Raw genomic sequence first — 22,964 nt, 5'->3', positions numbered from 1 at the left:
AGCGGCGGCGGTTCCTGTGGCGCTGTTGCGGGCGGGTTATGCTAGCCGCGCGCGCGGGCGGCGGCAGGCAGGGGCCTGCGAGGGGCCTTTGCGCCGTTGCGATGGGGCGGGCGCTGGTATATGGCCTGCGCCCATCAGGGACAGACTGGCGGAGCAAGCGCGATGACGAACGGCCTTACCTATGCGCAGGCGGGGGTGGATATCGACGCGGGCAACGCGCTGGTTGAACGGATCAAGCCGGCGGCCAAGCGCACCAACCGGCCCGGCACGATGTCGGGGCTGGGCGGGTTTGGCGCGCTGTTCGATCTGAAGGCAGCGGGATACAACGACCCGATCCTCGTGGCTGCGACCGATGGTGTGGGCACCAAGCTGCGCATTGCCATCGACACGGGCAACGTGGACACGATCGGGATCGACCTTGTCGCCATGTGCGTGAACGATCTGGTCTGTCAGGGGGCGGAACCGCTGCTGTTTCTGGACTATTTCGCCACCGGCAAGCTGGATGTGGATCAGGCCGCGCGGATCATCGAAGGCATCGCCGCCGGGTGCGAGGCTTCGGGCTGCGCGCTGATCGGGGGCGAGACGGCGGAAATGCCGGGGATGTATCACAAGGGCGATTTCGACCTTGCCGGTTTCGCCGTGGGCGCGATGGAGCGGGGGGCGGATCTGCCCGCCGGTGTGGCCGAGGGTGACGTGCTGCTGGGGTTGGCCTCGAACGGGGTTCATTCCAACGGCTACAGCTTTGTGCGCAAGGTGGTGGAACTGTCGGGCCTTGGCTGGGATGCGCCGTCGCCCTTCTCGGACGGCACCCTGGGCGAGGCGCTGCTGGCGCCGACGCGGCTTTATGTCAAGCAGGCCCTTGCGGCGATCCGGGCGGGGGGCGTGCATGGGTTGGCGCATATCACCGGGGGCGGGCTGACTGAGAACCCGCCGCGCGTGATCCCCGAAGGACTGGCCTGCGCGATCGACCTGAACGCCTGGACCCTGCCGCCGGTGTTCCGCTGGCTGGCCACGACCGCGAACATGGCTGAGGCGGAACTCCTCAAGACTTTCAACTGCGGGATCGGGATGATCCTTGTGGTGGCGCCGGAGCGGGCCGCGGCGCTTGCCGATCTGCTGGCGGGGATGGGCGAGACGGTGGTCACGCTGGGCCATGTGGTGCCGGGCGAGGGCGTGGTCTATTCGGGCCGCCTTCTGTGACAGCCCGCGTCGCCATCCTGATTTCCGGTGGCGGGTCGAACATGCTGGCGCTGCTGCGGGACATGGCGTCTGGCGACCATCCGGCGCAGGCCGTGCTGGTGGCGTCGAACGATCCGGGCGCGGCGGGGCTGGCGCGGGCGGCCGCTCTTGGGGTTGCCGTGGCGGCGGTGGATCATCGGCCCTTTGGCGGCGACCGCGCGGCCTTTGAGGCGGCGCTGCTGGAGCCGATCCTGGCCGCGCGCCCCGATATCCTGTGCCTTGCGGGTTTCATGCGGGTGCTGACGCCTGCTTTTGTGGATCGTTTTGCCGGGCGGATGCTGAACATCCACCCCTCGCTTTTGCCGAAATATCCCGGCCTGCACACGCATCAGCGCGCGCTGGAGGCCGGCGATGCCGAGGCGGGCTGCACCGTGCATGAGGTGACGCCCGTGCTGGATGCAGGCCCGATCCTGGGTCAGGCGCGGGTGCCGGTGTTGGCGGGGGATACGGCGGATACGCTGGCCGCGCGGGTGCTGGTGCAGGAGCATCGGCTTTATCCGGCGGTGCTGCGCCGTTTCGCGGCGGGGGATCGGACGCCCGTCTTCTTGTGACGGCTGACGCGCGCGTCAACGCATCTTTCCATTTTTCGACATCGGCCCTATAGCAGACAGGCGGGATGACCCCGTGCCACCCTGGCCGATCGGAAGGCATGATGCGCACGATTACGACGACCGAAGACCTTGCTGCCTTCTGCGAGGCTGCCAAAAGCCAGCCCTATGTCACCATCGACACGGAATTCCTGCGCGAGCGGACCTATTGGTCAAAGCTGTGCCTGATCCAGATGGCGCTGCCCGGCAAGACCGGCGAGGCGGTGCTGGTGGACCCGATCCTTGGCGAAGGCATGAGCCTTGAGCCGCTTTATGACCTGTTCCGCCACAAGGCGACCGTGAAGGTCTTCCACGCGGCGCGGCAGGATCTGGAGATTTTCTTCGTAGAGGGAAAGGTCTTTCCCGAACCGCTGTTCGACACCCAGATCGCGGCCATGGTCTGCGGGTTCGGCGAACAGGTGGGCTATGAGACGCTGGTCAAGAAGATCGCGAAAGAGAACCTCGACAAGACCTCGCGCTTCACCGATTGGTCGCGCCGCCCCCTGTCCACCGCGCAGCAGGAATATGCGCTGGCCGATGTCACCCATCTGCGGGTGATCTATGAATGGCTTTCAGGCCAACTGACCAAGAATGGACGCACCCGCTGGGTGGAGGAGGAGTTGGCGATCCTCACCGATCCGGCGACCTATACCGTGCATCCCGACGAGGCATGGCAGCGGGTCAAGACGCGCACCACATCGGGGCGGTTTCTGGCCGTGGTGCGGGAACTTGCCCGCTTCCGCGAGGATTATGCGCAGCGCATGAATGTGCCGCGGTCGCGCGTGATGAAGGATGACGCGCTGTTGGAACTGGCCTCGACCCGGCCCGGTTCGATGGAAGAGCTGGGGCGGTCGCGCCTGCTTTTGCGCGAGGGGCGCAAGCCCGAGATTGCCGACGGGATTCTGGCGGCGATCAAGCGGGGGATGGAGGCGCGGCAGGAGGATCTGCCCAAGCCCGATCTGAGCCGCGAGCAGTTGCAGGTGAACCCGGCGCTGGCCGATCTTTTGCGGGTGCTGCTGAAGGCCAAGTCAGAGCAGCTGGGCGTGGCGTCGAAGCTGATCGCTTCGGCCGCCGATCTGGATGCCATCGCGGCGGGCGAGCGGGATGTGGAGGCGCTGAAGGGCTGGCGGTTCGAGGCCTTTGGCGAGGATGCGCTGCGCCTGTGCAAGGGCGAGATTGCCCTGTCGGCCAAGGGCACGGAGGTGCGGGTGATCCGCCTATAACGGGGCGTTCTGTGACGGGGTGTCGTGTGACGGGGCGCCCGGCGCCCTAGCGGCGCGAGGACAGCGCGTTCGTCCCGCCTTGGACGACGATTTCGCGCACCTCATCCAGCCGCACATTCGACAGCGACGTGGCCACCGTAATCTCGCGCGAGCGGGGGGAGCCCTGCGGCGTGGGGGCGATGGGCGGGAACACCCGGAAATCGAACACAAGGACCCCGTTTTCATCCAGCGGGCGGGCGACAAGTTCCGCATCCCACCAGCCTTGGCTGGGCGGGATGCCGCGGGCGCGGATGATGGCACCGGTGCTGAAGGGTTCAACCTTCAGATCAACCACCTGTTCGACCAGAAGCCGGGCATCTTCGGGCGTGGCGACGGCGGCGACTGTTTCGCGCGGCTCGGCGCGGCCGAACCAGTTGAACGGGTTCAGCCGCGACTCGCGGATACCCCCGCAGCCTGCCACGATCAGAACCACGCCAAATGCCGCCAGAACTGTCTTCTTCATGCCGGTCCCCCGTCTGTTGCCCCTTGGGTAGCCGATGGCGGCGGGTTTGAAAAGCGCCGCCTTGCGCGAAGGCCATGGCGGCAAGAACCTTGGCCGGGCTGGACGTTTCGCCCCGCACCGCCTAGGTCTGTCCCCCAGAACAGGAGCGCGTGATGGCCACCCCCGCATTCGAAGAGATCGCCGAAACCTTCGACTTCCTTGACGACTGGGAAGACCGCTATCGCCATGTGATCGAACTGGGCAAGGCCTTCCCCGCGATGGACGAGGCGTTCAAGGTGCCTGCGACCAAGGTGCAGGGCTGTGCGTCTCAGGTCTGGCTGCAACCCGTGATCACCGATGGCCGGTTCGATTTTCAGGGCGACAGCGACGCAATGATCGTGAAGGGCCTGATCGCGGTTCTGCATGCGCTGTATGCCGGGCTGCCGGTGGCAGAGGTGGGCCGGGTGGACGCGCCTGCGGAACTGGCGCGGCTGGGCCTGACGGATCACCTGTCCTCGCAGCGGTCGAATGGCTTGCGCGCGATGGTGGAGCGTATCCGCGCCGTGGCAGCGGCGGCCTGACGTCCGCGCGGGCCAAAAGGCCCTGTTGATTTCATTCTTTTGCAGGTAACCTCACAATTCTGTGTTGTTGTGTTGTTGTGTTGTGTGGTGCTGGCGATGTTTGCTCTGGTTATGTCCATGCTGGCGGCGGGTCTTGTCCTTAACCACGTCATGGACGACGACGATCTGCCAGAGGATCAAGCCTCGGATGATCCACCCGGCACGGATGGCGGCACCCCGGATGGGGACGGAACCGGAGGCAGCGCAGGTCCCGACGATGACGGGGGTGATGACGAAGAACCGCCTTCCCTTCCCGTTGCCACCCAAAGGGCCGATCAACTGACGCTGCCCAAGACCGCGACGGGAGAGTTCGATGCGCTCGGCGGCGATGACGTGATCACCGTCAAGGCCGAGACAGGGGCGCTTTTGTTTTCCGAGAATAAGCCGCTGACGTTTTACTATGACACCGATCTTGGTGCAGACCCCATGTCCATAGATGGCGGGGCGGGCAACGACACCCTCATCCTGTCCGGGAGCGGCTATATCGTCACCGGCGGTGACGGAGATGACAACATCGAACTGGGCGATGCCACGGGGGTGCTGGTCTTTGCGGACGGTGCCGATACGGTTATTGCTGGCTCTGGCGGGGGGATGGCGACCTTGGCGGGCGCGTCCACCTATCTCGGATCCGATGGCACCGATCTCGTGCGCAGTTCCACTAGCGGGGACATCACCATGGGCGGCGGTGACGATGCCCTTATCCATTCCGGCTCCGGGCAGGTCGACATGGGCGAGGGGGATGACTGGTTCTTCGGGGAAAACGGTGCCTCTTCGGTCCTTGGCGGCGCGGGTGATGACACGTTGATCGGCACGAGATCGGACTCGGTCTTCCTGCCGTCGGCCACGAACTTTCTTTCCTTTTACGCAAGCCGTGATCCTGACACGCTGGATGGCGGGATGGGGAACGACAGCATCGGCGCCTCGCATGGTGATCTTGTCACCTCTGGCGCGGGGGCGGATTTCATCGATGTCTATCTGTATGCCGATCTTGACCTGTCCGGAGTCGAGATCACGGATTTCGACCCGACGCAGGACCGGCTTATCATCACCCATGACTTTTTCGGTCGGGACGGCACGGGTCCCGACCGCGACCCGGTCCCGTTCACCGGCGAAGTCACGGTCACCGAAACCCCGGAAGGCGACACGATCATCTCTGGACGGGGCGGCCAGATTTTGGCCACCCTGCGCGGTGTGACCGGGCTTTCCATCGGGGCGGATGTTGACGCGTTGACCGATCTCGATGGCAACCCGACGCCTGATGCCGAATATGACGTGATCCTCACGCGTTTCTTCAACGTCACGAGTTGATGCCGCACGCCACAGGGTTCAGCGCGGCTCTACCCGCACCTTGTCAGGGTAGAAGGCGAGGTAACCGGCGATCGCCTCGGCCCCCGGCTTGGGGTTCTCATAGGACCAGACGGCATTTTCCAGCCGCGCCTCCGGCGTAGAGATGCTGAAGTAACGGGCCTCGCCCTTGAAAGGGCAGGTGCTGTGCCGGTCGCTGGCATCCAGAAGCGCCATCGCCACATCCTCGCGCGGGACATAGATCACCGGGGCGCGCGTGCCTTCGGTCAGTTCCAGCGCGCGGTCGGTTTCGCCGATGATCGCCCCTTGGGCGCGCACGATGTAGCGGCCCGGCGCGGGCCGGATTTCCAGTGTGACACTGTCAAATGTAACGGTCATTCGGCTTTCCTCCCCCAGTTGTCAGGCAGGATGAACCTCTCACAGGTTTGTGACAAGCGTTCCCTCCGCGATAGGCCGGCTTCTGCGCGAAACGGGCCTTGGGCGGCGGGATGCTGCCTATCCTTGCGTCAGAAGGGCGCGTCAGAGCGGCGCGCAGGCCGCTGCCAGCCAGTTGCGGGCCGCCTCTGACAGGCGGGGGGACAGTTTTGCCATGACCTCGGCATGGTAGGCATCCAGCCAGGCGCGTTCGTCGGGCGACAGCCGGTCGGCGCGGATCAGGCGGCGGTCGAAGGGGGCGAAGGTCAGCGTCTCGAAACACAGCTGATCGCGATTGTCGCCCAGTGCGGGCGCGGCCTGCACGACGATCAGGTTTTCCAGCCGGATGCCGAAGGCGCCTTCGCGATAGTAGCCTGGTTCGTTCGACAGGATCATGCCGGGTTCCAGCGGCACCTCCGAAATGCGTGAAATGCGCTGCGGTCCCTCATGCACCGACAGGAAGGCCCCCACGCCATGGCCGGTGCCATGGTCGAAATCCATCCCCGCCGTCCAGAGCGGGAAACGCGCCAGCGCATCCAGATCGCGGCCCGCGATCCCGCGCGGCCAGCGGGCGCGCGAGATGGCGATCAGGCCCTGCAGCACACGGGTATAGCAATCGCGCGCTTCATCGCCCGGATCGCCCACGGCAAGGGTGCGGGTGATGTCGGTCGTGCCATCGGCATATTGCGCGCCGCTGTCCACCAGCAGAAGTTCATCGCGCCGGACCGGGCGGTTCGTCTGTTCCGTGACGCGGTAGTGCATGATCGCGCCGTTCGGACCCGCGCCGCAGATCGTATCAAAGCTGATATCGTGCAGCCGGTTGGTCGCGCGGCGATAGCCTTCCAGCGCGGTCACCACGTCGATCTCCGTCAGGCCGCCTTCGGGGGCGGCCCCGTCCAGCCAGCAGAGAAACTCCACCACCGCCGCGCCGTCGCGCAGATGCGCCTCGCGCATGCCGGCCACTTCGGCGGCGTTCTTGGCGGCCTTGGGCAGGCGGCAGGGATCATCGCCCCAGACCACCGTGCCGCCGCCTGCCTCCACCCGTTGGGACACGGCGAGGGGCGCGGTGGCGCGGTCCACCCGGATCCTGCCCGACAGGGAGTGCAGGGCAGGGCCAAACTGCTCCACCGCATGCAGACGCAGGCCCGCATCCAGCGCGCCCCGCGTGGCATCGCCGAGTTTGGCGGGTGCCACGAAGACATCGACCGACCCATCCGCCCGCAGGATGCCAAAGCCATGCAGGATCGGATTGCGCGGCACATCCGCGCCCCGCAGGTTCAGCAACCAGCAAAGCGAATCGGGCAGGGTGATGATCGCTGCATCCTGCCCGGCCTTGCGCAGCCCCTCGGCCAGCCTCGCGCGCTTGGCCTCTGACGTCTCGCCCGCCAGGGTGACGGGATGGGGAAAGGCGGCCCCCTGCGGTGCGGCGGGTTGGTCGGGCCAGATGGCATCGACGGCATTGGCGACGGGGCGGAGCGTCACGCCGGATCCGTTGAGCGCCTCTTCGATCCGCCCGATCTCGTCGGCCGTGTGCAGCCAGGGGTCAAAGCCTATGGCCCCTTCTGCCAGATGTTCCGCGATCCAGGGGCCCGGCTTCACCTCGGGCCATGGCACGGGAGTGAAGGCGGACAGGTCCACCTGATGCTTGACCTGCACCCGGTAGCGCCCGTCGATGAAGACCCCCGCGATATCGGGCAGCACGATGGCAAAACCCGCCGAGCCGGTGAAACCGGTCAGCCATTGCAGCCGTTCATCCCGCGCCGCCACATACTCGCCCTGATGCACATCGGCCCGCGGCACGAGGAACCCCGCCAACCCTTCGCCCCGCAGGTGATCGCGCAGCCGCGCCAGACGCCCCGGCCCGGCAGAAGGGTCGGCGGTCGTCTCGAATGTCTGGAACATGGCTCTTCCCCGTTGTTCAAATATCCTCGGGGGGTGAATGGGCCGCATGGCCCAGAGGGGGGCAGACGGCCCCCCCTCCCTTACCCCGCCCGCCGCAGGCCCGCCTTGGCGCGTTTCTTCGGATCGACCTCGAAAAGCCCGGCCAGCTGTTCGGTCATCGCGCCGGCCAGCTGTTCGACATCGGTGATCGTCACGGCCCGCTGATAGTAGCGTGTCACGTCATGGCCGATGCCGATGGCGATAAGCTCCACCTGCCGCCGCCGCTCTACCATCGCGATCACGTCGCGCAGGTGTTTTTCAAGGAAATTCGCGGGGTTGACGGACAATGTTGAGTCGTCCACCGGCGCGCCGTCGGAGATCACCATCAGGATCTTGCGCGCCTCGGGCCGGGCCAGCATCCGGCGATGGGCCCATTCCAAGGCCTCGCCGTCGATGTTTTCCTTGAGCAGCCCCTCCTTCATCATCAGCCCGAGGTTCGGCCGCGCGCGCCGCCATGGCGCGTCGGCCCCCTTGTAGATGATGTGGCGCAGGTCGTTCAGGCGACCGGGGCCTTGCGGGCGCCCCTGCGCCAGCCAGCGTTCGCGCGACTGCCCGCCCTTCCAGGCGCGGGTGGTGAAGCCCAGGATTTCCACCTTGACCGAGCAGCGTTCCAGCGTGCGCGCCAGCACATCGGCGCAGATCGCGGCGATGGAGATGGGGCGGCCCCGCATGGAGCCGGAATTGTCCAGAAGCAGCGTCACGCAGGTGTCGCGGAATTCGGTGTCCTTCTCTTGCTTGAAGGACAGGGGCGTGGTGGGGTTCGCCACCACCCGCGCCAGACGGCCGGCATCCAGCGTGCCTTCCTCCAGATCAAAGAGCCAGGACCGGTTCTGCTGGGCCTGAAGGCGGCGCTGCAACTTGTTCGCCAGCCGCGACACGGCGCCTTTCAGGGGTTCAAGCTGCTGGTCCAGATAGGCGCGCAGGCGTTCCAGTTCGGCCGCCTCGGCCAGTTCTTCGGCGCGGATTTCCTCGTCGAAATCAGAGGTGTAGACGGTATAGTTCGGATCGGCGTCGGAATGGGGGGCGGGCGGCGGCGGCTCCAGCGGGGCCTCGCCTTCGGGCATCTCGGCTTCGTCGCCCTGTTCCATGTCGGCGCTGTCCTCCATCGTGACCTGCGCCTGCGACTGATCCTGCTGTTCCTCTTGGCTGCGTTCGGGCGCGGCCTCGGAGTCGTCGCTTTCCTGTTCCTCTTCGCCCGTGCTGTCGGGGCTGTCCTGATCTTCCTCGGCCTCGCCTTCCTGATCGTCGGGGTCGTCCTGATCGGGGTCGTCGCCCAGCTGATCGCCATAGCCGAGGTCCGAGATCACCTTGCGCGCCAGACGGGCGAAGGCGGCCTGATCTTCCAGCACGTGGTCGATGTTTTCCAGCGTGCCGCCGGCCTGTTCCTCGATGAAGCCGCGCCAGAGGTCCATCACATTGCCCGCGCCTTTGGGCATGTCGCGCCCGGTGGCGAGGTGGCGCACAAGATAGCCCGCCGCAACGGCAAGGGGCGCGTCCTGCATGCTGGTGATCTGGGAATAGCCCTTGCGATCCGCCTCATGCGCGATCTTGGCGTCGATGTTCACGGCGGTGCCGGGCATGGCGCGGGCGCCTACGGCCTCGCACCTTGCGGTTTCCATCGCCTCGTAGATTTCGCGGGCAAGGTTGCCCTGCGGGGCATAGCGGGCGGCGACGCCGTCATCGTGGAACTTGCGGCGCAGCGCGAAGGCATCGGCGGTGCCGCGGGCCAGCATCACCTCATCCCGCGTCATGCGGCGGCTGACCTGCGGCAGGCGCACGCCTTCGCGGTTCATGCCCGGGGGATCCACCGAATATTGCACCGTCATGTCCGGGTCATCGGCCATGGTGCGGGTGGCTTCGGCCAGCGCCTTCTTGAACGGATCGGCGGGGTTGTCGTTCGGTTTGGTCATGGGATCACGCGAAGGGGGGTCCGGGGGGCCGAATGGCCCCCCGGCTTTGCGGCAGAATTGCACCGGGGTGGGGCGGGGGCAAGGGCGCGCGCGCGGAAATCGGGGCAAAAGGGGCGAAGTCCGTGCATTCCCGCACAACAGTCTTGCGGGCGCGCCGAATTGCGGAAAATCGCAGGGGGGCCATTTATCGGGGCACGGAATTCAACCCCTCCTCAACGGAACGGAACCCAAGCCATGAGCAAACCCAAGATCGCCCTCATCATCGGGTCGACCCGCAAATCGCGTTTCGCCGATATCCCCGCGCAATGGATGCTGGCGCAGGCCAAGGCCCGCACCGACATCGAGGTGGAACTGGTCGACCTGCGCGATTTCGACCTGCCGCTGTTTGACGAGGTTGCCTCCAACCTCTGGGCGCCCTCGTCTGATCCGCGCGCCGTGGCATGGCAGAAGAAGATCGCGGAATTCGACGGCTACATCTTCGTGGTCGCGGAATACAATCGGTCGATCACCGGCGCGCTGAAGAACGCGCTGGATCAGTCCTATGTGGATTGGAACCGCAAGCCCTTTACCGCCATCGCCTATGGGTCGGTCGGCGGCACCCGCGCGCTGGAGCATCTGCGCCTGATCGGGGTGGAGCTGATGATGGTGCCCACGCGCAATGCCGTGCATTTGGGGATGGCCGATTTCTTCAAGGTGCATCCGGGCCTGGGCGGTTCGGGCAACATGGCCGATGTGGAAGCCAACCTGCTGCCCGCGGCGCAGGCCTCGCTGGACGAACTGGTCTGGTGGGCGAACGCGACCAAGGCCGCGCGCGGCTGATCTGGACGACATCTCCCTGTCGGGGAAGGGGTGGCCTTGGGCCGCCCCTTTTTCTTTGGCGGCGCTGGTCATGGTGGCGCAGCCGGGTGGCACCGCATCACCCCGTGGCAGGGGGCGGTCAGGACAGATAGGCCTCGCACGGGGAGATGAGGCCTGCTGCCTGCCGCGCCGCGCTGGCGCGGCTTTGGGCCGTGCCGTGGCGGCTGGCGCCGAGAAGGGCGGCATGGGCGACCTTTGCCTCGATCCGCCACGCCATGACCTGCGCCTCCTGCCCCGCCGGGGTGATCGAGGCCACCACATCGAGAACCGCCGCGCGCCGTGCCTTGGTCAGGTCAGAGGCGGGGCCATCGACCAGCCATTGATGTTCCATCAGCGCCGACATGCGGCCCGCGCAGGTGGCGAAGAACTGAAGGGGATTGTCGGGAACGTCGTTTCCCGCCCGCGCGGCGGAGGGGCCCGCAAGCGCGCAAAGCAGCATCAGAAGAGAGAGGTAAGTTTTCAAACCGCCCATGATTGCAGCATGAGAAATAATTTTACGCCGATCAAGAAGGCGATCTGAAAACTTCGCAACAGTGCCGTTCCCAGTCAGGGCCGGCGTGAAGGCCCGGCCATGGGCACCGCGCGCGGTATGCCATGGCCGGGCCCCCATAATGTCAGGCCGCCCGCAGACGGCGGATGGGCGGTGCGATGTGGTCGTTCGCATCGGTGCCGAGCCGCGCCGCGGCAGAGGCGTTCTGCTGGATGACGCTGTCCAGATCGCGGATCGCCTCGTTGATCTGTTCGATCCCGATGCTTTGCTCGCTGGAGGCCAGGCTGATCGCCTGCACGAGGTTCGCCGTCTCCTGGATCGCGGGGACGAGGGCGTTGAGCTTTTCGCCCGCCTTGCGGCTGACCTGCAGGGTGCTGCCGGAAAGCTGGCCGATCTCAACCGCGGCCTGCTGGCTGCGTTCGGCCAGCTTGCGCACCTCGGCCGCGACTACGGCGAAGCCCTGGCCGTGCTGGCCCGCGCGGGCGGCCTCGACCGCCGCGTTGAGGGCGAGAAGGTCGGTCTGGCGGGCGATTTCGCGGATGATGCCGATCTTTTCGGCGATGGTGGACATGGATTTGACCGCATCCGTCACCACGGCGCCCGTCTCTGCCGCATCGGTCGCGGCCATCAGGGCGATGCGTTCGGTCTGGGCGGCGTTTTCGGCGGATTGGCGGATGTTGGCGCGCATTTCCTCCATCGAGGCGCTGGCTTTTTCGGCCGCGGCGGCCTGTTCGGTGGCGCCCCGGCTGAGTTGGAGCATCAGGCGGTCCATTTCGGCGCGGCGCTCTTCCCGCTCGGCGGCCTGGGCGGCGGCGATCTTGGCGGCTTCGGCGCCTTCGCGCAGGTCGTCGCGCAGCTTGATGCAAGCGGTGGTGAGTTCGCCCACCTCGTCGCGGGTGGCGACGGGGTGGATGGTGATGTCATAGTCGCGGTCCTTCAGGCGGTTGACCGTATCGGCCAGACGCCGCACCGGGCGCATCGTGCGGTTGATCAGGAAGAGGGAACCGACCGCAGCAGCAAGGATGAGGACCAGCATCACCACCGCAAGCCGGCTGGTCGTGTCGTGCAGCATGGTTTCGATCTGGGCGATGGATTTGCCCACGCCCACGGATCCCACGAGTTCGCCTTCCGCGTTGTAGACGGGCTCATAGCGCGTCAGGTGCAGGGCGCCCAGAATGATCCCGTCGCCGGTGTAGGTTTCACCCCGCAGAAGCGCGGCGGTGGCGGGGCCGGTTGGATCGAGCGGGGTGCCCACGGCGCGGGTACCATCGGCGGCGGTGACGCTGGTCATCACGCGGACGAATTCCTTGGCTTCGGGGTTGAGGCGGAAATAGGTCACATGGACGCCGGTGCCTTCATAGATGGCGTCGTTGACGGAGGGCGCGATCTCCACCTTGGCGTCATCGACGATCAGGCTGTTGATGCGGCCTTCCACATCGGGGCCAAGCGTGAAGCCGCTGGCATTGACGGGCAGGCTGTTGGACAGGGCCCAGATGGCGGTATCGACGCGTTCGCTGGCGAAATCGCGCAGTTCGCGTTCCTTCTCGGACAGGACAAAGGCGATGAGCGCCGCCGTCACGGCGATCATGGCGGCGACGATCACGGCGATCAGGCGGGTTCGAAGGGACAATCGGGGAAGAAAGGACATTCACGGCTCCGGAAAGATGAATACTGGATTCATCTATTTTTACGGCCGCCTCGCGCGGGGATTTACGCGCGTGACCGTGACACAACCGTAGGTATGGGCGCAGGTATGGGTCCGCCAGCCACCGTTCGCAGGATATCGCAAAAGGCAGCGGCCCCGCGCGGGGGGCGCGCGGGGCCGGTGGGGTGGATGTAGCAGGGCGCAAGGCGCGCGCTGGCGCCATCCCCGGCGCCGGATATCAGGCCGCCCGCAGACGGCGGATGGGCGGGGCGATGTGGTCGTTCGCATCGGTGCCGAGCCGCGCGGCGGCAGAGGCGTTCTGCTGGATGACGCTGTCCAGATCGCGGATCGCCTCGTTGATCTGTTCGATCCCGATGCTTTGCTCGCTGGAGGCCAGGCTGATCGCCTGCACGAGGTTCGCGGTCTCCTGGATCGCGGGGACGAGGGCGTTGAGCTTTTCGCCCGCCTTGCGGCTGACCTGCAGGGTGCTGCCTGAAAGCTGACCGATCTCCACCGCCGCCTGCTGGCTGCGTTCGGCCAGCTTGCGCACCTCGGCCGCGACGACGGCGAAGCCCTGGCCGTGCTGGCCCGCGCGGGCGGCCTCGACCGCCGCGTTGAGGGCGAGAAGGTCGGTCTGGCGGGCGATTTCGCGGATGATGCCGATCTTTTCGGCGATGGTGGACATGGATTTGACTGCATCCGTCACCACCGCGCCCGTCTCGGCCGCATCGGTTGCGGCCATCAGGGCGATGCGTTCGGTCTGGGCGGCATTTTCGGCGGATTGGCGGATGTTGGCGCGCATTTCCTCCATCGAGGCGCTGGCCTTCTCTGCCGCGGCGGCCTGTTCGGTGGCGCCCCGGCTGAGTTGGAGCATGAGGCGGTCCATCTCGGCGCGGCGCTCTTCCCGCTCGGCGGCCTGCGCGGCGGCGATCTTGGCGGCCTCGGCGCCTTCGCGCAGGTCATCGCGCAGCTTAATGCAAGCGGTGGTCAGTTCGCCCACCTCATCGCGGGTGGCGACGGGGTGGATGGTGATGTCATAGTCGCGGTCCTTCAGGCGGTTGACCGTATCGGCCAGACGCCGCACCGGGCGCATCGTGCGGTTGATCAGGAAGAGGCACACGAGCGTCGCCACAACCAGAAGGCCCGCCATGACCGAGCCGAGCCAGAGCGCGGTTTCCATGAAGACGGCCCGGATCTGGGCGATGGATTTGCCCGCGAAGACTGCGCCGACGATCGCGCCTTGGGCATCGAAGACCGGCTCGTAGCGGGTGATGAAGGGTTGGCCGAGGATCGTGGCATCGCCCACGAACACCTCGCCGCGCATCAGGACGGGCATGACGGGGCCGGTCGGATCGAGCGGGGTGCCCACGGCGCGGGTGCCATCGGCGGCGGTGATGCTGGTCATGACACGGATGAATTCCTGCGTCTCGGGCAGGAAGGCGAAGTAGGTGACATGCGTATCGAGGCCGGAAAACACTGCATCCACAACGGCTTCGTCGATGCTGACGGCGCTGCTGTCGGCCAGCAGCGCGTTGATGCGGCCCTCGGTGGCGGGGCCGGTGGCGAAGCCCGGCGCCTCGAACGGCAGGCTGCGCGAGAGCGCCCAGATCGCCGCATCCACCCGTTCGGCGGTGGAGTTGCGCAGTTCCTGTTCCTTGAGCGACAGGACGGCCACCATCACGATGGCGGTGACGATCACCATGGTGGTGACAAGGGCAGCGAGGAGGCGCGTCCTGAGGGAGAGTTTGGGGATCAGCTTCATGCGGCGGGTCTCCGGAAAGATAGGAACAGGATTCAGCTACTTGAACGGCAGGGTCGCGCGCGGGTTTACGCAGGCGGTGGCTGGACAACCGTAGGTATGGGCAGCTTTGGTATGGGCGGCGCGCGATGGGGGGTGGTTTTGGGGCCTGTCGCGGGTGGGGGGCGGGGTGGCCATTTGGGCGCGGTTGTTTCTTTGTTTGCCGATGATTTGTGGCGTTAACACAAGGGGTTGGCAGATTTGGGGCGTGCAGGAACCTGTGCAGCAGCGCAGTGCAGACAGGCGTATGCACGCAGCGCGCGGTGACGGGGCGTTAAGGTTAACGTGTGGGAAGGGGGCGGGGGTGAGTCGGGGCGGGTGTTTGTGGGGTGGGGGTTTGCGGGGGTTGATTGGGGTTGGGGGGTAATCCGGCCGGGGCTGTGTGGGGGGCGGGGCGGGCCCGGGGGAAGGCAAGTCGCAAACCGCCCATGTTTGCCGCATGAGACAGGACTTTGTGCTTAGCGAGTGGGCGTTTTGAAGGTGGCTATCAACCGATGCCGGAAGCCCTGCAGAAGAGTTCAAGTTGCATCAACTCTTGCCGGAGCAAGTTAGGCCGGAGCGAGTAACTTGTTGCATTCATCGATAACATACTCGGGAACGCTCTCAAATTTGTGTGGATTAAGTTGCATTACATACTCATTTTCGATGTGGTATGACTCGTTGATGAACTTTGTAATCACGTGATCATCATGCTTCCCATGAATGATTCGGAATAGCTGTATCTTTTCATATCCGACGCTTGTGCCAGCATATCGAGCGCGCATCTCAACATCGTTTTTAACGACCGAAATCAGATTGTCGTAATCAAAACCTGGAATAAATTTGCGAATATTTGCCTCGGCTTCCGTCTTCTGCTGATCAGTCATATCTATATCGCCAGTGGCACTGCGGAAGCATGCAACGTCGCGCTTCTTGAAAAGGCTTGCGAGAAGATTGTATTCTAAGCCCTTATCATTAACTATTTCATAGTGACGTCGCAAATAAATTGAACTGATGATCGCATCTTGTTGAGTTGCAATTACATCTTGGCAAACCTGAGCGAAGGTCTGGATATCGGTTCTGCCAATTGGCTTCTCAGAAACCACGCCATTTCTAGAAGAAAGGAAGGACGCATTCGGTCGTGCACCTTCAAACACCGCAGCAGTGCTTTTTATCATGTCGATGGCTGGCTCAATATCATGCGTCAACATCAAAGCCGTTCGGCCTCTGAGGTTAGCCTTTCCTTTAAAGAGTTGATGAAGAATCGCAAACTTTTTATTCTTGTCAAAGGAAGATATTGGGTCATCAAGAATAACCAAGTCTGGGTTTTCGCTAAGGACCTGATGCACAAATAGTACAAGAGCGAAGGCATTTCTTTCACCATAGCTCAGGTGCTTAGATGCTGATGAGATATGCTCACTCATATCATTATGAACTAACTTCATCTTATATGTTTCAGGCTCAGCCATAATTACTACGTTATACTTGTATCCTGCCGACTTGAGAAAGCTATTAATGCTGTCTTGGTTGTCCTCAATGGCTTTTTTGATGCGCGACTTATGCTTGTTGATATTACCTTTCAGGGTGCCAACCTGTTTGATGAGCTGTTCAAGTTGTTGATTGACTGGATTTACAACTGTCCTTGTTTCGTCGGAGTCCAGTTTATCGATCATGCCAAGATCAATCTTTAGCGACTGAATTCTGTCACTTATTTCGTCAACATCACGGAGAGAGAAGAAGGAAATTGTTCTCAAGCCTTCAAGCTTTACTATAAGGGCATCAATGTCATTTTTTAAACTGCTGAGAAAGCTCTTCTCAGGCGCGCCAAGTTCAATCTTGGCTTTCGTAACTTTTTCGATATTCTCTCGGCACTTTGCGCTGAAGTATTTGCCGAGCCTTTCAATTACTGCCTTAATGGTGTTGAGATGGCCTATCGCCGTCGCATCATACTCTTTGGCTACTGCTAGAGCCGTTTCCTTCTGCGCTTGATCAGGTAACTGAGTGGCGCAATATGGGCAAGTATCACCAAGTTTCAGAAAGTCATTTCCCTTAACTTGCCATGCAATCCATTTGGACGGCTCTGAACCCCTGATAAAAGATTCGAATGGCTTGAGCTTTTCGGGAATGTGCTCGATCTTGTTGCCAGAGCCATAAGACTTTAGGATCTTACTTGACTTTGCAATTGAGCCATCTTTGTTCATAGTCCCAAAAGCGTCGCGAAGATCTTTGAGGTCTTTGACAGTTTGCTCGATTTCTGGATTATCAGAAAACGCCTTCTTTATTCCCGAGAATAGTTTTTCAATCTCTTCCATAGTCGCAGTATACTCTTGCGTCTTGATAAAGATATCGAAGCTATTCTTTACAACTTCATCCTGTTGGAAGGCGAACTGACTTACATATTCTTCATCGAAAATCAAAACAGATTTAATGTCGTCGATGCCCGAAACTTTTGGAGGACTTGCCGCAGAGTTCGCCCGATGCTTAAATGGCGTCAGCGAGTTAAGACTATCATCTGCTTTCGCCTTTGAAGCGATGGCTTTTGCGATAGTGCTTTTCCCAAGACCGTTTGGTCCATACTTTATGTTAAGACTTCCCTTGGCTATTTCTAGGCTCGCGCGGTCGATGGAATTGCAGTTTTCGACGATTAAGTTATAGATCATTGCCTAACCAACTCGTTGAACTCATGCAGGTATTTCTTATACAAGCAATATCCGACTAGGATTTGCGCTTTCAACTTCCTCACTTCATCGCCATGCTCGCCGCGCTTTCCGGGAGTTCCTCGCCGAAGCAGCGTTGGTAGAACTCGGCCACGGTCTGGCGTTCCAGCTCGTCGCATTTGTTCAGGAAGGACAGGCGGAAGGCGTAGCCCACGTTGCGGAAGATCTCGGCATTCTGCGCCCAGTTGAGGACGGTGCGGGGGCTCATCACCGTGGACAGGTCGCCATTCATGAAGGCGGTGCGGGTGAGGTCGGCCACGGTGACCATCTGGCTGATGGTCTTGCGGCCCTTGTCGGTGTTGTAATGCGGGGATTTGGCCAGGACGATGGCGGCCTCGGCATCATGCGACAGGTAGTTCAGCGTGGCCACCAGCGACCAGCGGTCCATCTGGGCTTGGTTGATCTGCTGGGTGCCGTGGTAGAGGCCCGTCGTATCGCCCAGACCCACGGTGTTTGCGGTGGCGAACAGGCGGAAGGACGGGTGGGGGGTGATGATCTCGTTCTGGTCGAGAAGCGTGAGCTTGCCGTCATGTTCCAGCACGCGCTGGATGACGAACATCACATCGGCGCGGCCGGCATCGTATTCGTCGAACACGATGGCGACGGGGTTGCGCAGCGCCCAGGGCAGGATGCCTTCGTGAAACTCGGTCACCTGCTTGCCGTCGCGCAGCTTGATCGCGTCCTTGCCGATGAGGTCGATCCGGGAGATGTGGCTGTCGAGGTTGACGCGCACGCAGGGCCAGTTGAGGCGGGCGGCGACCTGTTCGATATGGGTGGATTTGCCGGTGCCGTGATAGCCCTGGATCATCACGCGGCGGTTGTAGGCGAAGCCCGCGAGGATGGCGAGCGTGGTGTCGGGGTCGAACTTGTAGGTGGGGTCGATGTCGGGGACGCGGTCGGTGCGGTCGGGGAAGCCCTTGACCTTCATATCCGTGTCGATGCCGAACACGTCGCGGACGGAGATTTCTTCGGTGGGTTTCATCACAGTGTCGAGCATGCCGTCCGCCATCGTTATCGCCTGCGCCCGGGGATCGGGCCCTTGCGCGTGTGTGGAACATAACGCGGGGGGCTGCAAGGGGAAGGGCGGCGTGATTGCGGCCGGAGGCGACATTGCGGGGGTGGCGGGGTGGGGGCGGAACGCGATTGCGTGAGGCGGTGAAACCCGGGGGCGGCGGGCGGCGTAAGATGGGGTAGAGTGATCCGCATCAAAGGGAGGACATCCGATGCATCGCCGCCAGCTTCTGCGCCTTTGCGCGCTTGCCCCCTTTGCCCTTGCGCTGCCGGGCCGGGGTGTCGCGGCCGGGGGGGATTTCCCCTTCCGCCTGACCGATGCCGAATGGCGGGCGCGGCTGACGCCGCTGCAATATGCCGTGCTGCGGCAGGAGGAGACGGAGCGGGCGGGGACCAGCCCATTGGACAAGGAGACGCGGGCGGGGCTTTACCACTGTGCGGGCTGCGATCTGGCGGTCTATGCATCGGAGCACAAGTATGACAGCGGGACGGGCTGGCCCAGCTTCTGGCAGGCGCTGCCCGGGGCGATCGGGACGAAAGAGGACAACCGGCTGTTTGCCACGCGGACCGAGGTGCATTGCCGCAATTGCGGGGGGCATTTCGGGCATATCTTCGATGATGGCCCGAAACCCACGGGCAAGCGGCATTGCCTGAACGGGGCGGCGTTGATCTTTCGCCCGGCTTGATCGGGCGGGGCGGGCGGGCCAGATAGGGGCGTGAGCGAACCGGAGTTCCCATGACCCTGCCCGACCCCGCGGCCCGACCCCATCCCCATCCCCTTCCCATGACGCTGCGCCATCGTCTGACGCTGGTGCTGCCGCTGGCGCTGCTGACGGCGGCGGCGGTGGCGCGGGCGGAACTGGGCGCGGATACCGAGGCCTCGGCGCTGTTCACGCCTGCCTTCGTGCGCGCCCTGCCGGTGGCGGTGCTGCTGGGCTGGCTGGTGGCGCCGAGCTTTGGCGCGCCGGGGGTGGCGGGTTGGCTGCGCGCGGCGGGGCTGACGCTGGTGGTGCTGGCGGGCGCGGGGCTGGCCGGGGCGGTGATCCTGCCGGTGCTGCCGCCCGAGGGCGGGGCGCTGGGCCTGCTTCTGGCGCTGCCTGCGCATCCGCTGGCCTGGGGCAGTGCGGTCTTTGCCTGCGGGGCGGCGCAGGTGATGGCGCTGCGCCAGCGGCGCCCGCGCCGGTTCGACGACGGCGCGGGGGATCAGTCGCGGAAGTAGCGGCTGTCCTTGATCTGATCCCAGGCCCAGACGACCTCTTGCAGGCGGTCTTCATCCGACCGGTCGCCGCCGTTCATGTCGGGGTGCAGATCCTTGACCAGTGATTTGTACTGCTTGCGGATTTCCGCCTTGGTCATGGTGTCGCGGGCGTCGAGGATCTCCAGCGCCTTGCGTTCGGTGGCGGGCAGCTTGCGCGTGGCATTGCCCGTGGGCTTGGCCGGGTTCAGCGTGGCCTTTTCGCCCAGGATCGCCATCGGATCATCCACGCCCAGCCGTTGCCAGGCGCGGCCTTCATCGGGCCTTTTGCCGAAGGGTTGGGTTTCGCGGCCCCACAAACGGTCTTTCTCGAGGAATTTCTGGAACTCCTCATCCGTGGTGCCCTGGAAGAAGTTCCACTTCAGGTTGTATTCGCGGACATGATCCTTGCAGAACCAGAAATATTCATCGAGGTGGTCGGGCGATTTCGGCGCGCGGTAGGCCCCCTGTTCGGAACAGCCGGGATAGTCGCAATTCTTCTGCGACGTCTCGAACGCGCCGGACATGCCGCGACGGCCGGTCTTGCGGCGCTTCTTGTCGGAAGAGACGCGGATATCGAACTCGAAGGGGGGGCGGGTGGACATGGGTGAGGCTGGCCTTTCCGACTCGGAGGCGAGAGTTTAGGGGTTCTTGCAGCAGAGAGAAGAGGGGGCGGCGAAAAATGGCCGTGCGCGACGAAATCACCCAGAGGCTGACCGAGGCTTTCCAGCCCACGTTGCTTGAGGTGGAGAACGAAAGTCACCGCCATGCGGGCCATGCGGGCGATGACGGATCGGGCGAAAGCCATTTCCGCGTGAAGATCCGGGCGGCCGCCTTCGCGACGATGGGCCGGCTGGAGCGGCACCGGGCGGTGCAGAAGGCGCTGGGGGACCTGAACACCCGCATCCATGCGCTGGCGCTGGATATCGCGTGAGGTGAATTGAGCTTGCCCCCAAGGGGGCTGCGCATTCCCTTTGTCTCGCCTGCGCGCGGACGCGCTTCGGCTCGGGGTTGGGGGGCTGCCGCCCCCGTCGCCCGTTCCGGGCGTCTCCCCCGCGGGTATTTTGGCCAAGATGAAGCGGCTTTCACCTTGGAAAAATACCCAAAAACCTGAGCCGAGCGCGGCACGCGCGCAGGCGAGGCAAAAGGCATGCGGGCGTATGCCCGCGCAATCTGATTGGCGTCAGACGGCGTGGAGCCGCGCGCGGGCCTTGAGTTCCAGACGGCGGCGGTGCAGCACGGGTTCGGTATAGCCCGAGGGCTGTGCGCGGCCCTGGAACACCAGATCGCAGGCGGCCTTGAAGGCCACGCCGTCGAAGGCGGGGGCCATCGGGCGATAGGCGGGGTCGCCTGCGTTCTGCCGATCCACCACGGCGGCCATCTTGCGGAAGGCGGCCATCACCTGCGCCTCGGTCACCACGCCGTGGTGCAGCCAGTTGGCCAGCGCCTGCGCCGAGATGCGGCAGGTGGCGCGGTCTTCCATCAGGCCCACATCGTGGATGTCGGGCACCTTGGAGCAGCCGATGCCCTGATCCACCCAGCGCACGACATAGCCGAGGATGCCTTGGGCGTTGTTTTCCACCTCGTCGCGGATGTCGGCGTCGGACCAGTTCACGCCCTCGGCGAGGGGGAGGGTGAGCAGGTCCTCCAGCCGCCCGCGGGGGCCTGCGGCGGCGATCTCGGCCTGCCGGGCCAGCACGTCGATGCGGTGGTAATGGGTGGCGTGCAGGGTGGCGGCGGTGGGGGAGGGCACCCAGGCGCAGGTGGCGCCCGCCTGCGGGTGGGCGATCTTGGCGCGGAGCATGTCGGCCATCCGGTCGGGCATGGCCCACATGCCCTTGCCGATCTGGGCGCGGCCCTTGAGGCCGCAGGCCAGCCCGATGTCGACGTTGCGATCCTCATAGCTCTTGATCCAGGGGGCGTTCTTCATGTCGCCCTTGCGGATCATCGGGCCTGCCTCCATCGCGGTGTGGATCTCGTCCCCCGTGCGGTCGAGGAAGCCTGTATTGATGAAGGCCACGCGGTCGGCGGCGGCGCGGATGGCTTCCTTGAGGTTGGCGCTGGTGCGGCGTTCCTCGTCCATGATGCCGAGCTTGACGGTGAAGCGGGGGAGGGCGAGCGTTTCCTCTACCCGGTCGAAGATCGCGCAGGCGAGGGCGACTTCCTCGGGGCCGTGCATCTTGGGCTTGACCACATAGACCGAGCCGTGGAGCGAGTTGCGCGGGCCTTGCGTCTTTTGCAGGTCGTGGAGCGCGCAGAGCGTGGTGATGAAGGCATCCATGATGCCTTCGCCCACCTCGCGCCCCTGCGCATCGAGGATGGCGGGGTTGGTCATCAGATGGCCCACATTGCGCACGAGCATGAGCGCGCGGCCCTTGAGCGTGAGCGGGGTGCCATCGGGGGCGGTGAAGGCATAGTCGTCGCGCAGGCGGCGTTCGATGGTGCGGTCGCCTTTCTGCACCATTTCCACCAGATCGCCCTTCATCAGGCCGAGCCAATTGGCATAGGCGGCGACCTTGTCTTCGGCATCCACGGCGGCGATGCTGTCTTCGAGGTCCATGATGGCGGAAAGCGCGGCCTCCATCCGGATGTCGGCGACACCGGCGGGGTCGGCCGCGCCGATGCGGTGGCCGGGGTCGATGCGCAGGACAAGGTGGAGGCCGTTGTTGCGCAACAGGACGGCCGAGGGGGCGGCGGGGTCGCCGCGATAGCCTGCGAACTGGGCGGGGGTCTTGAGCGCGGGCGACAGGGCCCCGTCCTGCACGCGGTAGGCGGTTGTGTCGGCATGGCTGCCCGTCGCGAGGGGGGCCACGTCATCGAGAAAGGCCTTGGCCCAGGCGATGACCCGGGCGCCGCGGGCGGGATCGTAGTCCTTGCCCTGCGGCGCGTCGCCCAAGGCATCGGTGCCGTAGAGCGCATCGTAAAGCGATCCCCAGCGGGCGTTGGCGGCGTTCAACGCATAGCGCGCGTTCATCACCGGCACCACCAGTTGCGGGCCGGGGGTGGTGGCGATTTCGGGATCGGTGCCGGAGGTGCGGATGGTGAAATCGGGGCCTTCGGGCAGGAGGTAGCCGATCTCGCGCAGGAAGGCGGTGTAGGCGACCGCGTCATGGGGTTGGCCGCGCCGGGCGCGGTGCCAGTCGTCGATCTGCGCCTGCAGGCGGGCGCGGATGTCGATGAGGCGGCGGTTTTCCGCGCCGCAGGTGGCCACGGCCTCGGCCAGCCCTTGCCAGAAGCGGGCAGGCGCGATGCCGGTACCGGGCAGGGCGCGTTCCTCGACAAAGCGCGCGAGGCGGGCATCCACCTGCAGGCCGTTGCGATCCAGACGTTCCATGCGCGCCTCCTGAATTTCGGTATGCGATGGCACACCATATAAAATGCAGGCCGGGGGCCGCAACCATGAGGCCGGGGAGATTGGCGGGAATTTCCGAACATCACCTTTTGGCTTTGCGAGAGGATGGGGTGGCGGGTGAAAGCTTTGCCTTTTGGCTAAGTTTTTCTTTCACGACTCG

At 64.3% G+C, this 22,964-nt stretch carries 20 protein-coding genes; 9 read left to right on the top strand and 11 right to left on the bottom strand.

Annotation, left to right across the window (positions count from 1 at the left end; translation table 11 throughout):
* The first annotated feature begins 162 nt into the window (after nt 1–162).
* The 3 genes from purM (at nt 163) to rnd (ending at nt 3,049) form a co-directional block, all read left to right on the top strand.
* Nucleotides 163–1,200, top strand: coding sequence for a phosphoribosylformylglycinamidine cyclo-ligase (purM, locus tag GU920_RS00590; protein ID WP_161764922.1), 1,038 nt, complete (start codon nt 163–165; stop codon nt 1,198–1,200).
* Nucleotides 1,197–1,790: a phosphoribosylglycinamide formyltransferase gene (gene purN / locus GU920_RS00585; protein ID WP_161764920.1), complete on the top strand. Its 594-nt coding sequence runs from the start codon at nt 1,197–1,199 to the stop codon at nt 1,788–1,790. Before purM ends, purN begins: the two co-directional genes overlap by 4 nt.
* Before the next feature lie 101 nt (nt 1,791–1,891).
* Entirely contained in the window at nt 1,892–3,049 is a 1,158-nt protein-coding gene (gene rnd, locus GU920_RS00580; RefSeq protein ID WP_161766453.1) for a ribonuclease D, read from the top strand.
* Nucleotides 3,050–3,095: 46 nt separating this feature from the next.
* Here rnd and GU920_RS00575 read toward each other — a convergent pair whose 3' ends face one another.
* Nucleotides 3,096–3,551 (bottom strand): hypothetical protein, encoded by a 456-nt coding sequence (locus GU920_RS00575; RefSeq protein ID WP_161764918.1) that lies wholly within the window; start codon nt 3,549–3,551, stop codon nt 3,096–3,098.
* A gap of 152 nt (nt 3,552–3,703) precedes the next feature.
* On the opposite strand from GU920_RS00575, the gene GU920_RS00570 reads away from it, so the two are divergent.
* Both GU920_RS00570 and GU920_RS00565 read left to right on the top strand, forming a co-directional pair.
* Entirely contained in the window at nt 3,704–4,111 is a 408-nt protein-coding gene (locus tag GU920_RS00570; protein ID WP_161764916.1) for a SufE family protein, read from the top strand.
* A 150-nt stretch (nt 4,112–4,261) separates the two neighbouring features.
* Nucleotides 4,262–5,458 carry a calcium-binding protein gene (locus GU920_RS00565; RefSeq protein WP_161764914.1) on the top strand — a complete coding sequence of 399 codons (1,197 nt, stop codon included), beginning with the start codon at nt 4,262–4,264 and terminating at the stop codon, nt 5,456–5,458.
* Between the two features lie 18 nt (nt 5,459–5,476).
* Here the strand turns inward: GU920_RS00565 and GU920_RS00560 are convergent, their stop codons facing one another.
* The 3 genes from GU920_RS00560 to cobT all read right to left on the bottom strand — a co-directional run bounded on the left by GU920_RS00560 (nt 5,477) and on the right by cobT (nt 9,720).
* The gene (locus tag GU920_RS00560; RefSeq protein ID WP_161764912.1) at nt 5,477–5,833 is read right to left on the bottom strand and encodes a DUF427 domain-containing protein; all 357 of its coding nucleotides are present in this window, start codon (nt 5,831–5,833) and stop codon (nt 5,477–5,479) included.
* 141 nt (nt 5,834–5,974) lie between these two features.
* Nucleotides 5,975–7,771, bottom strand: a complete 1,797-nt coding sequence (locus GU920_RS00555) for an aminopeptidase P family protein (protein ID WP_161764911.1) — start codon at nt 7,769–7,771, stop codon at nt 5,975–5,977.
* An 80-nt stretch (nt 7,772–7,851) separates the two neighbouring features.
* The gene (gene cobT, locus GU920_RS00550; RefSeq protein ID WP_161764909.1) at nt 7,852–9,720 is read right to left on the bottom strand and encodes a cobaltochelatase subunit CobT; all 1,869 of its coding nucleotides are present in this window, start codon (nt 9,718–9,720) and stop codon (nt 7,852–7,854) included.
* Between the two features lie 234 nt (nt 9,721–9,954).
* Between cobT and GU920_RS00545 the strand changes: the two genes are divergently transcribed.
* Complete coding sequence (locus GU920_RS00545; protein ID WP_161764907.1) at nt 9,955–10,539, top strand: NADPH-dependent FMN reductase; 585 nt, start codon at nt 9,955–9,957, stop codon at nt 10,537–10,539.
* 118 nt (nt 10,540–10,657) lie between these two features.
* On the opposite strand, the gene GU920_RS00540 is transcribed toward GU920_RS00545, so the two are convergent.
* The 5 genes from GU920_RS00540 to cobS all read right to left on the bottom strand — a co-directional run bounded on the left by GU920_RS00540 (nt 10,658) and on the right by cobS (nt 18,216).
* Nucleotides 10,658–11,050, bottom strand: a complete 393-nt coding sequence (locus tag GU920_RS00540) for a hypothetical protein (protein ID WP_161764905.1) — start codon at nt 11,048–11,050, stop codon at nt 10,658–10,660.
* 142 nt (nt 11,051–11,192) lie between these two features.
* Nucleotides 11,193–12,716, bottom strand: a complete 1,524-nt coding sequence (locus tag GU920_RS00535) for a methyl-accepting chemotaxis protein (RefSeq protein WP_161764903.1) — start codon at nt 12,714–12,716, stop codon at nt 11,193–11,195.
* A 235-nt stretch (nt 12,717–12,951) separates the two neighbouring features.
* Nucleotides 12,952–14,475 carry a methyl-accepting chemotaxis protein gene (locus tag GU920_RS00530; protein WP_161764901.1) on the bottom strand — a complete coding sequence of 508 codons (1,524 nt, stop codon included), beginning with the start codon at nt 14,473–14,475 and terminating at the stop codon, nt 12,952–12,954.
* A gap of 584 nt (nt 14,476–15,059) precedes the next feature.
* Nucleotides 15,060–17,150 carry an AAA family ATPase gene (locus GU920_RS00525; RefSeq protein ID WP_161764899.1) on the bottom strand — a complete coding sequence of 697 codons (2,091 nt, stop codon included), beginning with the start codon at nt 17,148–17,150 and terminating at the stop codon, nt 15,060–15,062.
* Between the two features lie 79 nt (nt 17,151–17,229).
* Nucleotides 17,230–18,216 (bottom strand): cobaltochelatase subunit CobS, encoded by a 987-nt coding sequence (gene cobS, locus GU920_RS00520; RefSeq protein WP_161764897.1) that lies wholly within the window; start codon nt 18,214–18,216, stop codon nt 17,230–17,232.
* A 214-nt stretch (nt 18,217–18,430) separates the two neighbouring features.
* Here cobS and msrB point away from each other — a divergent pair, with 214 nt between their 5' ends.
* Both msrB and GU920_RS00510 read left to right on the top strand, forming a co-directional pair.
* The gene (gene msrB, locus GU920_RS00515; RefSeq protein WP_161764895.1) at nt 18,431–18,904 is read left to right on the top strand and encodes a peptide-methionine (R)-S-oxide reductase MsrB; all 474 of its coding nucleotides are present in this window, start codon (nt 18,431–18,433) and stop codon (nt 18,902–18,904) included.
* 50 nt (nt 18,905–18,954) lie between these two features.
* Nucleotides 18,955–19,437: a hypothetical protein gene (locus tag GU920_RS00510; RefSeq protein WP_235932971.1), complete on the top strand. Its 483-nt coding sequence runs from the start codon at nt 18,955–18,957 to the stop codon at nt 19,435–19,437.
* On the opposite strand, the gene GU920_RS00505 is transcribed toward GU920_RS00510, so the two are convergent.
* Nucleotides 19,422–20,057 carry a J domain-containing protein gene (locus tag GU920_RS00505; protein WP_161764891.1) on the bottom strand — a complete coding sequence of 212 codons (636 nt, stop codon included), beginning with the start codon at nt 20,055–20,057 and terminating at the stop codon, nt 19,422–19,424. The two genes, GU920_RS00510 and GU920_RS00505, sit on opposite strands and share 16 nt — an antisense overlap.
* A 77-nt stretch (nt 20,058–20,134) precedes the next feature.
* On the opposite strand from GU920_RS00505, the gene GU920_RS00500 reads away from it, so the two are divergent.
* Entirely contained in the window at nt 20,135–20,386 is a 252-nt protein-coding gene (locus GU920_RS00500; protein ID WP_161764889.1) for a BolA family protein, read from the top strand.
* Between the two features lie 249 nt (nt 20,387–20,635).
* Here GU920_RS00500 and GU920_RS00495 read toward each other — a convergent pair whose 3' ends face one another.
* Nucleotides 20,636–22,786 (bottom strand): malate synthase G, encoded by a 2,151-nt coding sequence (locus GU920_RS00495; protein ID WP_161764887.1) that lies wholly within the window; start codon nt 22,784–22,786, stop codon nt 20,636–20,638.
* Nucleotides 22,787–22,964: the final 178 nt, after the last annotated feature.

Origin of the sequence: Paragemmobacter ruber (genome assembly GCF_009908315.1) — a bacterium.
Lineage (GTDB): Bacteria > Pseudomonadota > Alphaproteobacteria > Rhodobacterales > Rhodobacteraceae > Paragemmobacter > Paragemmobacter ruber.
This window is presented reverse-complemented; position numbering and strand designations above follow the sequence as displayed.

Excerpts from the sequence above, each read along its gene's own strand:
- purM (WP_161764922.1), top strand. The coding sequence starts at position 163 with ATGACGAACGGCCTTACCTATGCGCAGGCGGGGGTGGATATCGACGCG.
- rnd (WP_161766453.1), top strand. The coding sequence starts at position 1,892 with ATGCGCACGATTACGACGACCGAAGACCTTGCTGCCTTCTGCGAGGCT.
- GU920_RS00575 (WP_161764918.1), bottom strand. The coding sequence starts at position 3,551 with ATGAAGAAGACAGTTCTGGCGGCATTTGGCGTGGTTCTGATCGTGGCA.
- GU920_RS00570 (WP_161764916.1), top strand. The coding sequence starts at position 3,704 with ATGGCCACCCCCGCATTCGAAGAGATCGCCGAAACCTTCGACTTCCTT.
- GU920_RS00565 (WP_161764914.1), top strand. The coding sequence starts at position 4,262 with ATGGACGACGACGATCTGCCAGAGGATCAAGCCTCGGATGATCCACCC.
- GU920_RS00560 (WP_161764912.1), bottom strand. The coding sequence starts at position 5,833 with ATGACCGTTACATTTGACAGTGTCACACTGGAAATCCGGCCCGCGCCG.
- GU920_RS00555 (WP_161764911.1), bottom strand. The coding sequence starts at position 7,771 with ATGTTCCAGACATTCGAGACGACCGCCGACCCTTCTGCCGGGCCGGGG.
- cobT (WP_161764909.1), bottom strand. The coding sequence starts at position 9,720 with ATGACCAAACCGAACGACAACCCCGCCGATCCGTTCAAGAAGGCGCTG.
- GU920_RS00545 (WP_161764907.1), top strand. The coding sequence starts at position 9,955 with ATGAGCAAACCCAAGATCGCCCTCATCATCGGGTCGACCCGCAAATCG.
- GU920_RS00540 (WP_161764905.1), bottom strand. The coding sequence starts at position 11,050 with ATGGGCGGTTTGAAAACTTACCTCTCTCTTCTGATGCTGCTTTGCGCG.
- GU920_RS00535 (WP_161764903.1), bottom strand. The coding sequence starts at position 12,716 with ATGTCCTTTCTTCCCCGATTGTCCCTTCGAACCCGCCTGATCGCCGTG.
- GU920_RS00530 (WP_161764901.1), bottom strand. The coding sequence starts at position 14,475 with ATGAAGCTGATCCCCAAACTCTCCCTCAGGACGCGCCTCCTCGCTGCC.
- GU920_RS00525 (WP_161764899.1), bottom strand. The coding sequence starts at position 17,150 with ATGATCTATAACTTAATCGTCGAAAACTGCAATTCCATCGACCGCGCG.
- cobS (WP_161764897.1), bottom strand. The coding sequence starts at position 18,216 with ATGGCGGACGGCATGCTCGACACTGTGATGAAACCCACCGAAGAAATC.
- msrB (WP_161764895.1), top strand. The coding sequence starts at position 18,431 with ATGCATCGCCGCCAGCTTCTGCGCCTTTGCGCGCTTGCCCCCTTTGCC.
- GU920_RS00510 (WP_235932971.1), top strand. The coding sequence starts at position 18,955 with ATGACCCTGCCCGACCCCGCGGCCCGACCCCATCCCCATCCCCTTCCC.
- GU920_RS00505 (WP_161764891.1), bottom strand. The coding sequence starts at position 20,057 with ATGTCCACCCGCCCCCCCTTCGAGTTCGATATCCGCGTCTCTTCCGAC.
- GU920_RS00500 (WP_161764889.1), top strand. The coding sequence starts at position 20,135 with ATGGCCGTGCGCGACGAAATCACCCAGAGGCTGACCGAGGCTTTCCAG.
- GU920_RS00495 (WP_161764887.1), bottom strand. The coding sequence starts at position 22,786 with ATGGAACGTCTGGATCGCAACGGCCTGCAGGTGGATGCCCGCCTCGCG.